The sequence below is a fragment of the Geoanaerobacter pelophilus genome, from assembly GCF_018476885.1.
GTDB lineage: Bacteria > Desulfobacterota > Desulfuromonadia > Geobacterales > DSM-12255 > Geoanaerobacter > Geoanaerobacter pelophilus.
The window spans coordinates 51,409-65,411 of sequence record NZ_JAHCVJ010000003.1; the positions used below are offsets into that span (position 1 = coordinate 51,409).

Consider the following 14,003-nt stretch of genomic DNA (forward strand, 5'->3'; position numbering starts at 1 on the left):
CAAGGGTGGAAGCAATGCTGCAGACCAAAGAATTCCCTCAGGAAAGACCTGATCTGGCCCCCTATGCCGCTCGCAGTGCCGCATCAAGAGGCCGCAAGCATCATGAAGATTTGCGCGATCCCCGGCCGGCCTTCGAGCGCGACCGGGACCGGATCATCCACTCTGCGGCGTTTCGGCGCCTTGAGTATAAGACCCAGGTCTTTGTCAATCATGAGGGGGATTACTACCGGACCCGCTTGACCCACTCGCTGGAAGTCGCCCAGATCGGCAAGGCCATAGCGCGCCGCCTGAAGCTGAACGAGGAACTGACTGAGGCGGTTGCCCTGGCCCATGATCTTGGGCACACGCCGTTCGGCCACACCGGTGAAGAGGTGCTGAACCGCCTCATGGAAAACAGCGGCGGTTTTGAGCACAATCTCCAGTCGCTACGGGTGATCGACGAACTGGAAGAGCGTTATCCGACCTTCAATGGACTCAACCTGTCCTGGGAAGTGCGTGAAGGGATCATCAAGCACTCCTCTCCCTATGACCGTCCCTCAGGGATCATCGATGAGTTCATGCCGGGAGTGGTTCCGACCGTTGAGGCACAAATTATAAACTTTGCCGATGAGATCGCCTACAACAACCACGATATTGACGATGGTCTGAAATCCGGGCTGTTGAGCATAAAACAGCTACAGCAGGTGGAACTGTGGCAGGAGATGCATGAAAGCATTGCCCGCCGCTTTCCCGGCCTGGACGAAGAACGGGCCAAGTGCCAGACAATCAGTGCCCTGATCGGTTCGTTCATCGCCGACCTGACGGCAAACACCCTCAACAATCTTGAGGCGTTCGCTATTCAAACCACCGATGATCTGCGCCGGGTAAACAGACAGGTTGTTGACTTCACCCCTGAATTCGCCGAGAAAAATCGGCAACTCAAGCGGTTCCTCTTTGAGAACCTCTACCGTCACTACAAAGTCGAACGGATGCGGGTCAAGGCCGAGCGCTATATATCAATGCTGTTCGACAGCTACCTCAAGCACCCCACCCTGCTGCCGCTCAAGTATGTGAAACGGATGGAATCCGTGGGGCGGGAACGGGTGATCTGCGACTATATCGCCGGCATGACCGACCGGTTTGCCCTGGACGAATTCAAGCGGTTATTTGAACCGTATGAAAGGGTATGAGCCGGTTAGCGGTCTGCCCATAAGATCGCTTACTTCTTGACTGCCCAGGTATCTGGTGATAAATTAATGAACTCTTCCTTACAGACAATATCAAGATGAGAGCATAAATGACCAACACGTTGCTGGCAAAGGTTCCCATAAACATTAAAGAGAAACTTGGTTCCTCAAGTTGCGTCTGTCCCCTATCCGGGAAAGACGTCTTTAATGCCCTTAAGGATGAGCACTTGATAGTAATGGGGTGTAATCCCCGGATCATGCATGTCATCCCCGGTATCATGCGCGCGGCGCAAGAGCTTGATGCCGTGGTGGCCTTCGAATTGAGCAGGGCTGAAGGCGACCTTGATGGGGGATACACCGGCCTGACTCCTGAAAGTTTCTGTTCGACTCTGCTATCACATGCGGAATCCTGTCGCTTCACCAAGCCGTTCGTTATTCATGCCGACCATATCTTCATCCCGGATAACTCCCAGGCTGAGCGGGACAGTGCGCGAAGCCTGATCGAAGCGCAGATAGCTGCCGGTTTTACCTCATTTGCCATGGATGCGTCATGCACCCAGCTGGAGCAGAACATTGCCATCATCGCGGACCTGGCTTTGCCGATACAAAAGGCTGGGTTCGGTCTTGAGACCGAACTGGGCGAAGTAAAGCATGTCGGCTCAGAATCCAGGCTTACCGAGGTCTCAGAAGTAACGGCTTTTCTTGCCGGTCTGCAGGACAAAGGGGTTTGCCCCCAGCTGCTGGCCATAGATAACGGCTCGAAAAGCGGCAATTACCTTGATGGCCAGGCAGTCAACATTGACCTTGAACGCACCGGCGAGATTTATCAGGCCGCGGTTCAATTCGGCGTTACCGGGCTGGTGCAGCACGGCATTACCGGCACGCCGTTGAGAATTGTTGGCAGGTTTTCCGATTATGGCATCCGCAAGGGGAACATCGGCACGCTTTGGCAGAACATTGCCCATGCGGGATTCCCGCTGGATCTCATGGACGAAATGCGTAAATGGTCCAGAGAGAACAACCGGGATATCAAGCATGCCACGGCAGTTTTCAAGCAGGAGATTGATGCCATTCCGGCAGAGAATTGCCAGATGATCAGTGAGATGGCTTTCCGGGAAGCAGTCGAATTTATCAAGGCGTTCCATGCTCAGGGAAGCGCTACCAAACTTGCCGCCCGATTTGCAGAATAGATGAGGGTAATCAGTGGCACGGCAAAAGGGCGACGCTTGACCCCTCCGACGGACCGGCGGGTGCGACCGACCTCTGATCGCACCAAGGAAGCTCTTTTCAGTATTTTGCACTCGATGCTCGGCGATCTTACCGGACTGAAGGTCCTGGATGTTTTTGCCGGTACCGGGAACCTCGGCATTGAAGCATTGAGCCGCGGGGCGGCAAGCGCAGTTTTCATTGACAGCCATCGGAGTTCTGCCGCACTGGTGAATGAGAATCTCCGGTCAACAGGGCTCTACGCCAAGGCAGAAGTAATGCAGTCAGAAGTTAGCCAGGCACTGTCAAAGCTTAAGATGCGCAACTGCAGCTTTGACCTGGTTTTTGCCGACCCTCCCTATGATCAAGGGCTGGCAGAAAAATTTCTCGATATAATTTCAGATTCCGTGCTGCTCAACAAAGAGTCTCTTGTGGTTGTTGAATCCGGAGTAAACGAAAATTTCCTTCTCGCTGAAGGTGTTCTGAGGCAAGTCGATCGCCGGATATATGGCGATACGGCCCTGACATTCTTCTCAATTTCTGACTGAGGTTTTCATGCCGCGCAAAATTGCCGTATACCCAGGGTCTTTTGATCCCATTACTTACGGTCATCTGGACATCATTAACCGGGGACTGAAGATATTCGACAATATCATTGTTGCTGTTGCCAGGAATTCGGCCAAAAATTCTCTGTTTACCATAGAGGAACGGGTGGATCTGATCAGCCGTGTCCTTGAAGGGAACGACCGGGCAAAAGTTGACACCTTCGACGGCCTTCTGATAGACTACGTCCGCTCCCAGCAGGCAACGGTGATCATCCGCGGACTCCGGGCCATATCCGATTTCGAGTACGAATTCCAGATCGCCCAGATGAACCGGGGGCTGACCAAAGAGGTCGAAACCCTGTTCATGATGACATCCGTGCCGTATAGCTACCTTTCCTCTTCAATAGTAAAAGAGGTCAGCTCACTGAACGGCCCTGTAGACGGCCTTGTGCCCCCTCTGGTAAAACAAGCACTTGACATCAAGTTTCAGCACCAAAAAACCTCTCAAGGAGACCCGAATGAATCCGTTAGCAGTTGAACTCAACGAGATGCTCAGCCAGAGCAATTCCTACGTTCTGGAGATGCTGTCCGACCTGGGCAAGAACCTGTTCTTTCCCAAGGGAATACTGACCCAGTCGGCCGAAGCCAAAGAGAAAGCCCATAAATTCAACGCTACCATTGGGATCGCCACCGAAAAAGGCGGCCCGATGTACCTCCAGTGCATCCAGGACAAGCTCACCGCCTGGGACCCGAAGGACATCTACCCCTATGCACCGCCGGCCGGCAAGCCGGAACTGCGTTCGCTGTGGCGGGAGAAGCAGTTGCGCGAGAACCCGAGCCAGCAGGGTAAGCACTTCAGCAACCCGATCGTTACCAACGCCCTTACCCACGGCCTCTCCATTGTCGCCGACATGTTCGTCGATCGGGGAGACCACGTGATCCTGCCGGACATGCTCTGGGGAAACTACAATCTCACCTTCGGCACCTGCTCCGGTGCCGTCATGAAAAAATTCCCGACCTTCACCGTGGCCGGTGGCTATGACGTGGACGCCTTCAAGGCCGAATTAAAGAACAGCGCCGAAGAAAAAGGGAAAGCCATTGTCATCCTTAACTTCCCCAACAATCCGAGCGGCTACACCCCGACTGTTGCCGAGGGTAACGCTATCGTCGCCGCCATCAAAGAGGTCGCTGAGGCTGGCTGCAACATCGTTGCGGTAACCGACGACGCCTACTTCGGCCTCTTTTACGAGGACAGCCTGAAGGAGTCGCTCTTCGGCAAGCTGGCCAACCTCCACCCGCGCATTCTGGCGGTCAAGCTGGACGGCGCCACCAAAGAGGAGTTTGTCTGGGGCTTCCGCACCGGCTTCATCACCTTTGCCGACGGCAACAGCTTTGAGAACGAGCGGGTCATGACCGCCCTGGAGAAGAAGGCGATGGGGATCATCCGCGCCCGGATCTCCAACTGCCCTCACCCTTCCCAGACCTTTGCCATCGAGGCGCTCCGCTCCCCGAAATTCCTTGAGCAGAAGGAAGAGAAGTTCCAGGTGCTGAAAGGGCGAGCCCTCAAGGTCAAAGAGGTCCTCAACAGCGGCAAGTACGACTCTGCCTGGACCTACTACCCATTCAATTCCGGTTACTTCATGTGCCTCAAGCTGAAAACCGTCGATGCCGAGAAGCTGCGGGTTCACATCCTCGATAAGTATGGCGTTGGCGGCATCTCCATCGGCAAGACCGACCTGCGAATCGCCTTCTCCTGCATAGAGGAGAAAGACATCCCTGAACTGTTCGACATCATTTACCAGGGAGTTCAGGATCTGGCCTGATCATCCCGCCGTAACCAAGGGGGGCAGTGGCAGCGCCCCCCTACTTTATCAGTTTTTTAACTGGCGAAACCCGCAACGGAGGTTCCATGATCACCAAAGACATGATCATCGGCGACATTATTCGCTCCTTCCCCGCGACCATTCCAGTCTTTGCCAAATACAAGCTGGACTGCTACGAGTGCCAGATCGCCGACCTTGAAACGCTGGAGCATGGTGCCGGAGTCCACAAAATCAGCGTTGACGACCTTCTTGCAGAACTGAACCGGAACGCAGCTTCTTAACTCATGACTGAGCAACTACTTGAATACGAGCAATACTTCCTCCCTCAGCAAGCCATAAGGGTTGCCCTGATTGCAGAGTCTCATACCCTACCGGAACAATCCGGGACCGTCTCAGCACTTTCCGGAGACCTGATAAAAGTCTTCCTCGACTCTCAGTTGCCCATCGCAGATCACCGCGATACGGCAGAGTATCTTCTTGAGCTGCGCTCTGTCCATTTGGGCAGTGCTTTTCGTTGCAGGGCCTTGCTGGTAAGCGACGCATCGGAATTGATCGTTCAGCTGCGACTGGTCGGCAATGTCATTTTTGAAGAGTTGCGTGAGTATTTCAGGATCGATACCTATATCCCGCTGCGCTATATACCAATGCCTGACCGGGACGAAAAAACCATTCTCCGGCAATGGATGGAACTTTCGGATTATCATGCCCAACGGGCAAACAAACCCGCCAGCTTCCTTTACAGTGGCGGCCATGAAACACCGACGCCTCGGGACTCGAACTTTTTTACGCCGCTTGAATACTCGACACCGGTCGCCGCCAACATCAGTGGCGGGGGACTGAGAACCAACCTTCCCGAACATCTGCAACCTGGGTGTAAGGCGATTCTAGAAATGTACCTCCCCGGCGCTCCGTCAAAGGTTGTCGATGTCATCGGCGAGGTCCTGCCATCGGCATTCGTCCATTCAGAGGACGGAGGACGGACCTTTTCCACGCCGTTCAAGTTCACCCATATCAATGAAAGCGATCGCGATGCGATCATCAATCATATCCACAAGGTCCAGCAGAGACAGATCAGGCAAATTTCCGAAGATATGCCGACAGAGTACCAGACGGCACCTGAGATTCATCTCTCAACAAGAGCAAAAGCAAAACGCATCTTAATCAGAGTCCTAGCAATAGCAGCTTCGCTTGTTGTTTTCACCCTTCTCTTCAACCTTTATAAACACAGAGGTAAATCGGAAATAGGCATCATTTTCGAGAAGGGCCTGCAGCTGTATATCGACAAGATCTCTTCCAGAAACAGGGAATAAATCGTTTTTATTGCCCCCCTACTCCGGCCATTTCATAATTGACACTCATGCCGATCTCTTCCCGCACCAAGTTGCTGATACGGGACGCGGACTCTTCCACCAGCATGTCAAGCAGCAGCTTTTTCTTCTTCGGCGGATGGATCACCTCTGGTTCACCTTTAATGCCTGCCAGCCTGCCGGCCTCCTCTATTGCATCCTGAAGAGAGCCGAGGCGATCGACAAGCTTGACGGCAAGGGCCTGTTCGCCGGAGAAGATTCGACCATCGGCGATTGCCTTCACCTGATCAACCGGTAGATTGCGCCCCTCGGCAACTGCCTTGACAAACTGGCCATGGGTACTGTCTATCACCCCCTGCAGCAGCGCCTTCTCCTCATCGGTCATGGGTCGAACCGGCGAACCGGAGTCCTTGTATTTGCCGGTCTTCAAGGTAAAGGCCTTCATCCCGATCTTGTCCATCAATCCTTCCACATTGGAAAACTTCATCAGCACGCCGATACTGCCGGTGATCGTACCCGGGTTGGCATAAATGACCGAAGCAGGGGCAGATATATAATAACCGCCTGAGGCAGCAAGGCTACCCATTGACACGACGACCTTTTTCTTTTTGCTGAGCTTCTTGACCTCTTGGTAAATCTCCTGCGAAGGGCCCACTACCCCGCCAGGCGAATCGACCCTGAGAACGACTGCCTTGACATCATCGTCACGGCCAAAGTCATGGAGCTGCTTTACCGTATCCTGGGAATCAAGGATGATCCCTTTGACCTCCACCACCCCTATGCCGCTGCCCTTGACCAATTTGGCGTCACTACCAAAAAATTGGGTGGCAATAACCAGACACCCCACCAACATCAGGACAAAGCCGATGGTAATGCCGATAGCGATCCAAAGCCATTTATTATTCATATTAAGTCCTTTGCCAATTGCCTGCTAAAATCCTGTCAATGCTTGCTTGACGCCCTTTAATGTTCTCTGCTATCGTTAGTTCATGAAATGCATCGTGTTCTCAGATACCCACGGGAATTACCCGCTGGCAATCGAGGTTTTAACCCACGCAGCTCCGGCTGACATGATTTTCCACCTTGGAGATGAAGCCGAGGATGCCAGCATGATTGAAAGCATCTGCCAGACAAAGGTCCAGAAAGTAGCTGGGAATTGCGACCCTCCCGGGAAATTCCCCAGAGAGATCAGCATGTTCGTCGAAGAAACGAAGGTGCTTTTGACCCACGGCGACCGCTACCATGTCAAGTCAGGACTTGCGAAACTGGTTGAGCGCGCTGTTGCAGTGGAAGCGAACCTGGTCCTTTACGGACATACCCACCAGGCGTCGATCGAGAGAATAAATGACATCCTTTTTGTCAATCCCGGTTCTTTACTGAGAGGTTCCAGCAGCAAAAGCTATGCAGTTCTCAAGATCGAAGCTCATCACGTTGAGGCACAGATCGTTATGCTGGAAGAATAGAAAAATTCCCTTCAGCACCCGCAACCGCAATTATGGCACACCCGGCGGTTGTGCTCCTCCGGGGCGATGGTTTCCGGTGCAAAGGCAACCCGGTGCAGAGCCCTTCGGATATCCTCTTTCAGGTCCAGATTCTGACTCTTGCCGATGATATGGCCAACGCACTGGCTGGTGATCCCGTCAGCAGGAGATGACACCCGGACAGAGTTCAACAGATCCGCATAACTGTTAATATCAATAGTTACCGAATGGTTGGTGGAACGGGCCAAACCAATGTCAAACCGCCCGAGTTCTGATTCCAGTTCGGAGAAAAAACTCGCAAAGTCATCCGTATCAACATCTACTTTCCAGTCGGGGCGTAGGTGATTCTGCCCGAAAAAAGTCACTGTAAGCTTCTTGCCGCTCATTTCCTCGATTACCTCATGTAACTATTTTGATTTTGCATCAACGTCCTGGCGTGCTTCAGCCTTGCGGTTAAGCGAGCTGAATACCATCTCCAGCACTGCCTTCTGCTTTACTTCAAATTTGTTAAGTACGGCAAGGCAGGTGCCTAATGGGAAATTTGCATGAAGATAGTCCGAATCCCTCCCGGAAAGAATAACAATCCGTTTTGGATCCATGCCGGTCTCTACAGCAAAATTGAAGAGTTTGGCGCCATCAATATCCGGCATCTCGAGGTCAAGTACCAGCAGGTCCAATCCCCCTTCTTTGATGATACTCAGGGCACTGACCGGCTTCGAGCATGTTACCAACTCAAGCAAAGGATAATTCTCACTGACAAATGCGCCGAGGAGATCCAGAAATACCGGGTCATCATCGACAATAAGGATCTTTCCCATATGTTAACTCGTCATAACCTAGCTATTTAATGATCTTGGTGGCTACGTTCAACACTTGGATAGGGACGTGGAGATCAAGTGCGCGGGCTGTTTTCATATTGATAATCAGATCGACTTTCTTTGGGGCCACAATAGGGATAATGGCGGGCTTTCTGCCGGCTATCACTTTTGCCGCGAGATCTGCAGCCTGATGTCCCATCTCTCCCGGGTGCGCCTCAAGCGATACCAATGCGCCCCTCTCACCACCATCAGGCACTTGGGTAATAATCGGCACCCTGTGGTCCATGGAACGTCGGATAACCTTGTCTATCTGCCGGCCAACCATGGATGATTCTGTTACATAAAGCAGATCCACCTGGGGAAGAAGGGAAGACAGGGCTTGTTCCAGCATCGCAGGACTGTCTACATTGCTCTCAACTACAGAGAACCGGTTTTGTGCCGCCAGGCGCTTGAGTTCTTTCAACTGGACTACGGAGCCTACTTCACGTGAGGTGAACAAAACTCCTACCTGCCTGAACTGCTTGAACTCCTGCGCAGTCTTGATCAAAGTGGAGAGAGGGACCTTGGAACTTACTCCTGTAGCATTATTACCGGGAGCAGAGAGGCTCTTGGCGATCCCTGTCTCAAGCGGTGCATAGACATCAACAAAGACGATTGGGATATCGTGCGACTCCTGAAGAGCTGCCAAAGCAGCCGGAGCACCAAAAGCCACAATTATGTTAGCACCGATCGCATTAAACTTCCTGATGGCGTTTGACCAGGAAATCGGGTCCGGGTTGGGGATCTGGGTTACTAATTCAATAGTGGTCTGGTCATAGCCTTTGGCAGCCATTGCGCGGACAAAAGCCTTGTGGGCGTTACGGTAGCGAGGTTGATCACTGGACAAAACCGAAGCGATAATCAGACTAGCAGACTTGGCCGTTGTTGCAGGGAACACTGCAACAGACAAGAGCACCGAAAAAGCTAAAACAAGTTTTAGGAATAAGGAGTAGTTCATTACCACTTTGCCGTCAAACTGGTTGTTACTGAATGGACCGAACCGTCATACAACGAATTATAATCGTCATGGTATGTGCGATAACGGTAGTCTACGCCACAGGCAATATTCTTATACAATTGATAATCAACCTTGAAACTCACTGAATCCTCGACCGACTTCAGGGCTGAGATCGCTTTTACCCCTGAGGCATCTACGTTTTGCGTGGATGTCGGATCGAACTCGGCGTTAGATCTCACTTGCTGGAAAGCAAGTGCTGTACCTAGTTTTTCCATGGGCCGTAACGCAATGGTAATGCCATAAAGCAGAGATTGGGCGGTGTAGTTGGACGCTGTTGCGGTGTTAAGATTGGAGGTTGAGGCAAAAAGGGTCTCTTGATCGGCTGTTGACCGAAGCAGGCCGGCGGTTCCGGTAAGAGATAATCGCCCATCAAAGAGATTACCCCATGCCGAGGCAGTAGCGCTGATCTGCCTTTTCTCACGGTAAACCGGCACCGGATCAAAATTCGGAGTTTGCAAGTCGAGCCTTCTGATAGCAGAGCTGTCATTGGTATCATGGCTGATCTGGTAGTTTGTCGAAAAGCCGTATCTGTCTTTCAGAGAGTAAATCGCGATAACTTGCCCGTCGTGACGCTCACCAAAGGAAATCCCGTACTCAGGCTGATTGACTGAGGTAAAGCTGTAGCGCGCCTTGAGGCGTAAATTTTTGAACGGCTTACTTAATACAGTCAGGGTACCTTTATGACGTGCCGAGTTCGACGGCAGAGAAATGCCGGACAGTTTCCCGACCGGTTCCCAACTGTCGGTGCCGTCGCGATGGCTATACTCTCCCCGATATTCACCTTTGATGGTGAGATCGGTAACCGGTCGGAACGAGAGAATGGCAGAGATCACGTTCTTTTGTGTGCCGATCCCGGTGTTTGCAACAATGTTATTGCCGGGGTTCGGGGTAGTAAATCCAGAGGCAGAGATGACGGCAGTCTCGCGGTCGATCTCCTGGTGACGAAAGCGAAGCGCCAGAGAGAGTTCCTTGTAGGGGGTATAGACAAGATCTCCGGCTGCAGTCTGCAAGGTATCGGTGAGGCCGTTGACGCCAGACAGTTGCGACAGAGACGAACGGTTTTGGCGCTGGGCAATGGTATATGCAGCAGCAGCAACAAGGCCGCCGGTCTGTTCGGTATGGATTTTAACACTATGGGCCAGGTACCTGCTGGATGGGACTTCGTCGTGCTGATAGCTGCCTGCTGCCCGCTGATAGTAACTTGGCTGTAATACGTCTTGCCGGGCGACAAAGGTAGCTACCGGCGTGCCGCCATGATCACTGAACTGGCGCACCGTGAAATCATAGATCAGGTCAATCGGCCCAATGTGGGCATCAAAACCGAGTTTTCCCTCATGCGTTTCCTGATCGATTCTGCGGCGGGTTGCAGTAAGCGTGTTACTGGCCCCCACCGGGAAAAAGGCAAGATCGGCAAACCTGAGCTGCGTATCCCCTTCCTTGATAATTCGCCAATACTGCAGGTTCAGATGGATCGGGTAGGTCCCCATGCGGGCCCGCAAGGAAGCGAGGTCCTGCTCGACTCGGATGCCTAATCTGCCGGAATCCTGCTGGGCTACGGTGTAAAAAGCCGGCACTGTCAGGACAAAACGGTCCAGATTGTGATAAAGCGAATCGCTGCGCAATTGAATACGATAAGCGCCCATGTAGTCATAGGCGAGATTGGCATAATAGTCGTTATCTGACAGGAATTCGCCATCTACGATGAATTTGTGGTCGCGGCCAAGGATGCTGTTCAATAGGCTAAAGGTTGGCCCGGAATGGAGAGACTCATATTCGGCAGCACGTCCACCGTAACCGTCAAAACTCATGAAACGGTATCCTGCCGAAGCCATCAGGCTTTTATGGGTCTCAACCTTGGTCTCGGAAACAGGCAGCTCAATCTCTTCCATTGCTGTAGTTTCGGTTGCTTCCAAGGACACGGGTAACGGCTGTTCCATGACAATCACATCATCCTCAGGCAGAGCTGAGTCAGCTGCCGGAGCAGCGATTGCACTGGCTGTCAGAACACCCGTGAAACATGAGAACAGTGCTGCAGCAAGAATAAAACGTGGCACGTTAATGCTCCTTACCATGTTGACGCGAGTTGTTCACTAACGCAGTGATCCCGGGCTTAATTCAGCCGGAACCGGCGTGTCACTGCCATGCACCTGGGAATGACAATCAGTGCAGCGATTCACAAACAGTTGCTTTACCCCATTTGTATTGTTTATAGCGTGGCCGCCGTGACACTGAAGGCAGAGAAACGGCATGGCGGCAGAAAGCATGGCATTGTTGGAAGACCCATGGGGAGTGTGGCAGTTACTACAATTTTCGGTAACGTCGCCGTGCTCGAAGGCAAAAGGCCCCTGTTTCTCCATGTGACAACGGGTGCAGGTATCTTTCGGCGTGGCGCCCTTCAACTGGTGATCCTGAAGGGAGCCATGAACCTCATGGCAATCAACGCACGCCATCTTTTTTTCACGTAGCGGGTGATGAGAAAAGAGGTTATTTTCAATTTTAACATTGGGATGACAGCTGTAGCAGAGTTCCGCCATCGCCTCATGGCTCACCTTCTGTTGCGGCCCGGAATGCAGTTTGTGGCAATCAAAGCAACTGACATCGTTCATGGCATGCGGGCTTGCGTTCCACAAGGCAAGAACCGGCGTTGACGCCGCGGTATGGCACTTCAAACAGAGCAGAGACTGGGCCTGAGGAGGAAGATTCATGATGTCGAGGAATTTAGTGGTATCGCATTTCTTTTTTTCGGCGTCATTTTTTTCCGGGTCGTCATCAAGCTGCTCGATAGCAAGGCTTCCCGGGCCATGGCAGGACTCGCAGTTTACCAGGGGCAGGCCGGTTTCCGGCTTGATCTGCTCGCCGTGGATGCTGTGCCGGAAATCATCGGTAATCTTGTCATGCTTGTGGCACTTTGCCACACAGTTGTCAGTACCGACATACTCTGCATCGAGACGCCCGACTATCAACCTTTCGTATTCCCTGACCGGCAACAAGGGCTTGCTCTCCTTGATCCCGGCACAAGCGGTAACCAGACCGATCGTAATTAAAAATACAATTATCGACTGCGACAATTGGCGCACGTGCCAAGCCCTCCCGGCTGAAACGGTCTAGCTCCGTCTCAGTCTGCAGCAATTCCTTTGGTTGTGGTGTAGATAAACCGTTTTACTATAGGATTCTGACTTGATTTGATTTCACGAGGCGTTCCGACTTCAATAACCCGGCCGTCGTGCATCATCCCGATCCGGTCCGAGATGTAAAGCGCAAAATTAAGGTCGTGAGTAACAATAACCGTGGTGTTCTTCGTCGATTTCTTCAGTTGCAGGATCGTATTGGCAAGCTCGTCGGTATTAATTGGATCAAGTTCAGCTGTTGGCTCATCATAAAGGATTAGATCAGGGTTCATGGCCAATGACCTGGCAATGGCCACCCGCTTCTTCATCCCGCCCGAAAGCTCGGCAGTCCTCAACTCCTGCTTACCCTCAAGACCTACCAGTTCGAGCTTTGACGAGATGATCTCCCGAATCCTCTGTTCCTTGCAGATCCGCTTCTCTCTCAACCAGAGACCGACGTTCTCGCCGACGGTCAGCGAATTGAAAAGCGCCGAGGACTGGAACACCATGCTGTACCGATAATTTTGCGCTGGATCGGCCGGCTTTCCCTCGAAGATAGGAAAACCGTTGATCAAGATCCGGCCGCTGTCCGGGGTCTCAAGCTTGACAATATGCTTCAGTAAAACACTCTTGCCGGTGCCGGATGGGCCGATGATAGAAAAGGTCTCTCCGGACTTTATCTCCAGATCGACATCCACAAGCACATGATGCTTGCCGAAAAACTTGTTCAGCTTCTCGATCTTGATGTCAACCCCTTTGGTATTGTCCAGGTCAATAGCAGCAACGTCATCATCATGATTGAAGATAGTGTGGGTAAGGCCATGCTTGAGCATGTCAAAAACGCCGCCAGGTGTGCTTTCGAAAAGCGACCGAATATTCACTGCCCCCCCTAAAACTAAACAACGATTCTTGCCGGCACTATACCAAACCAAATCAACACACGCAAGGCGAACAGGTCTGGCGTCACTGCTCCCAGGTAACTATAAATGAGAAACTGTTAGTTTCAAGTTGCTAACGAATCAGAACAGGTAATAGCCGCGGTTGGAAAACAACCTTTTGCTGCGATAGATATACTGGGTCAAAAGCAGAATCGCCAGTGAAGCCGCAATATTGTTGACCCACAAACCATCACTGTTTACCGGCGTACCGATAAGGTGTTCCAGTTCTGCGACACTTATAAATTTGACATTCACTACGGTATTAATGATCTCAAAGGAATTATAGGCAATAAGGAGATACCAGGTTAAGCGTTGCCGCCTGATAACGCCGAGAAAGAGATAAAGACAGATCAGACAGTCTGCCACAACCAGGGCCTTTGCCGGCATATCGGTATAAATCCGGCCAAGAAACGGAAACGGATTACCGTACGTGGAGGCAGAAACCAGAAAAAAGAAAAGATACAGGCCTGAAAGCAGAGTTATTCCCAGAGGGCGCTCATCACTATCCGCTGCCGGCGCCCTTCTCACCTCTTGCGCCTCATATCACTGAAAGCA

Annotated in this window: 16 protein-coding genes; 8 read left to right on the plus strand and 8 right to left on the minus strand. The window is 52.1% G+C overall.

The genetic code is table 11. The features are described 5' to 3' along the window. Positions 1 to 14 precede the first annotated feature (14 nt). From KI809_RS08370 to KI809_RS08400, 7 genes are all read left to right on the plus strand, one after another. Positions 15 to 1,169, plus strand: coding sequence for a deoxyguanosinetriphosphate triphosphohydrolase (locus KI809_RS08370; protein WP_214171100.1), 1,155 nt, complete (start codon positions 15 to 17; stop codon positions 1,167 to 1,169). 107 nt (positions 1,170 to 1,276) lie between these two features. Then, positions 1,277 to 2,356: a class II fructose-bisphosphate aldolase gene (locus KI809_RS08375; RefSeq protein WP_214171101.1), complete on the plus strand. Its 1,080-nt coding sequence runs from the start codon at positions 1,277 to 1,279 to the stop codon at positions 2,354 to 2,356. After that, the gene (rsmD, locus tag KI809_RS08380) at positions 2,357 to 2,920 is read left to right on the plus strand and encodes a 16S rRNA (guanine(966)-N(2))-methyltransferase RsmD (protein WP_214171102.1); all 564 of its coding nucleotides are present in this window, start codon (positions 2,357 to 2,359) and stop codon (positions 2,918 to 2,920) included. A gap of 7 nt (positions 2,921 to 2,927) precedes the next feature. After that, on the plus strand, positions 2,928 to 3,455 hold the full coding sequence (coaD, locus tag KI809_RS08385; RefSeq protein ID WP_214171103.1) for a pantetheine-phosphate adenylyltransferase: 528 nt from the start codon (positions 2,928 to 2,930) through the stop codon (positions 3,453 to 3,455). Continuing rightward, the gene (locus KI809_RS08390; RefSeq protein ID WP_214171104.1) at positions 3,436 to 4,740 is read left to right on the plus strand and encodes an aminotransferase class I/II-fold pyridoxal phosphate-dependent enzyme; all 1,305 of its coding nucleotides are present in this window, start codon (positions 3,436 to 3,438) and stop codon (positions 4,738 to 4,740) included. The genes coaD and KI809_RS08390 overlap by 20 nt, the downstream gene beginning before the upstream one ends. A gap of 86 nt (positions 4,741 to 4,826) precedes the next feature. Further along, positions 4,827 to 5,021: a DUF1858 domain-containing protein gene (locus tag KI809_RS08395; protein ID WP_214171105.1), complete on the plus strand. Its 195-nt coding sequence runs from the start codon at positions 4,827 to 4,829 to the stop codon at positions 5,019 to 5,021. 3 nt (positions 5,022 to 5,024) lie between these two features. Continuing rightward, positions 5,025 to 6,050 carry a PilZ-like domain-containing protein gene (locus KI809_RS08400; protein ID WP_214171106.1) on the plus strand — a complete coding sequence of 342 codons (1,026 nt, stop codon included), beginning with the start codon at positions 5,025 to 5,027 and terminating at the stop codon, positions 6,048 to 6,050. A 7-nt stretch (positions 6,051 to 6,057) separates the two neighbouring features. Here the strand turns inward: KI809_RS08400 and sppA are convergent, their stop codons facing one another. Then, a complete protein-coding gene (gene sppA, locus KI809_RS08405; RefSeq protein ID WP_214171107.1) occupies positions 6,058 to 6,954 on the minus strand; it encodes a signal peptide peptidase SppA in 897 nt (298 codons plus the stop codon). An 82-nt stretch (positions 6,955 to 7,036) separates the two neighbouring features. On the opposite strand from sppA, the gene KI809_RS08410 reads away from it, so the two are divergent. Next, entirely contained in the window at positions 7,037 to 7,510 is a 474-nt protein-coding gene (locus KI809_RS08410; RefSeq protein WP_214171108.1) for a metallophosphoesterase family protein, read from the plus strand. A gap of 11 nt (positions 7,511 to 7,521) precedes the next feature. Here KI809_RS08410 and KI809_RS08415 read toward each other — a convergent pair whose 3' ends face one another. The 7 genes from KI809_RS08415 to KI809_RS08445 all read right to left on the minus strand — a co-directional run bounded on the left by KI809_RS08415 (position 7,522) and on the right by KI809_RS08445 (position 13,976). Further along, positions 7,522 to 7,914, minus strand: a complete 393-nt coding sequence (locus KI809_RS08415) for a hypothetical protein (protein ID WP_214171109.1) — start codon at positions 7,912 to 7,914, stop codon at positions 7,522 to 7,524. Between the two features lie 21 nt (positions 7,915 to 7,935). After that, a complete protein-coding gene (locus tag KI809_RS08420; protein ID WP_214171110.1) occupies positions 7,936 to 8,346 on the minus strand; it encodes a response regulator in 411 nt (136 codons plus the stop codon). Positions 8,347 to 8,368: 22 nt separating this feature from the next. Further along, positions 8,369 to 9,343: an ABC transporter substrate-binding protein gene (locus tag KI809_RS08425; protein ID WP_214171111.1), complete on the minus strand. Its 975-nt coding sequence runs from the start codon at positions 9,341 to 9,343 to the stop codon at positions 8,369 to 8,371. Next, positions 9,343 to 11,457 carry a porin family protein gene (locus KI809_RS08430; protein WP_214171112.1) on the minus strand — a complete coding sequence of 705 codons (2,115 nt, stop codon included), beginning with the start codon at positions 11,455 to 11,457 and terminating at the stop codon, positions 9,343 to 9,345. The genes KI809_RS08425 and KI809_RS08430 overlap by 1 nt, the downstream gene beginning before the upstream one ends. Before the next feature lie 36 nt (positions 11,458 to 11,493). After that, complete coding sequence (locus KI809_RS08435; RefSeq protein ID WP_214171113.1) at positions 11,494 to 12,480, minus strand: DmsE family decaheme c-type cytochrome; 987 nt, start codon at positions 12,478 to 12,480, stop codon at positions 11,494 to 11,496. A gap of 38 nt (positions 12,481 to 12,518) precedes the next feature. Then, positions 12,519 to 13,343, minus strand: coding sequence for an ABC transporter ATP-binding protein (locus KI809_RS08440; RefSeq protein ID WP_214171486.1), 825 nt, complete (start codon positions 13,341 to 13,343; stop codon positions 12,519 to 12,521). Between the two features lie 186 nt (positions 13,344 to 13,529). Beyond that, positions 13,530 to 13,976, minus strand: coding sequence for a hypothetical protein (locus KI809_RS08445; RefSeq protein WP_214171114.1), 447 nt, complete (start codon positions 13,974 to 13,976; stop codon positions 13,530 to 13,532). Between the last annotated feature and the right edge of the window lie 27 nt (positions 13,977 to 14,003).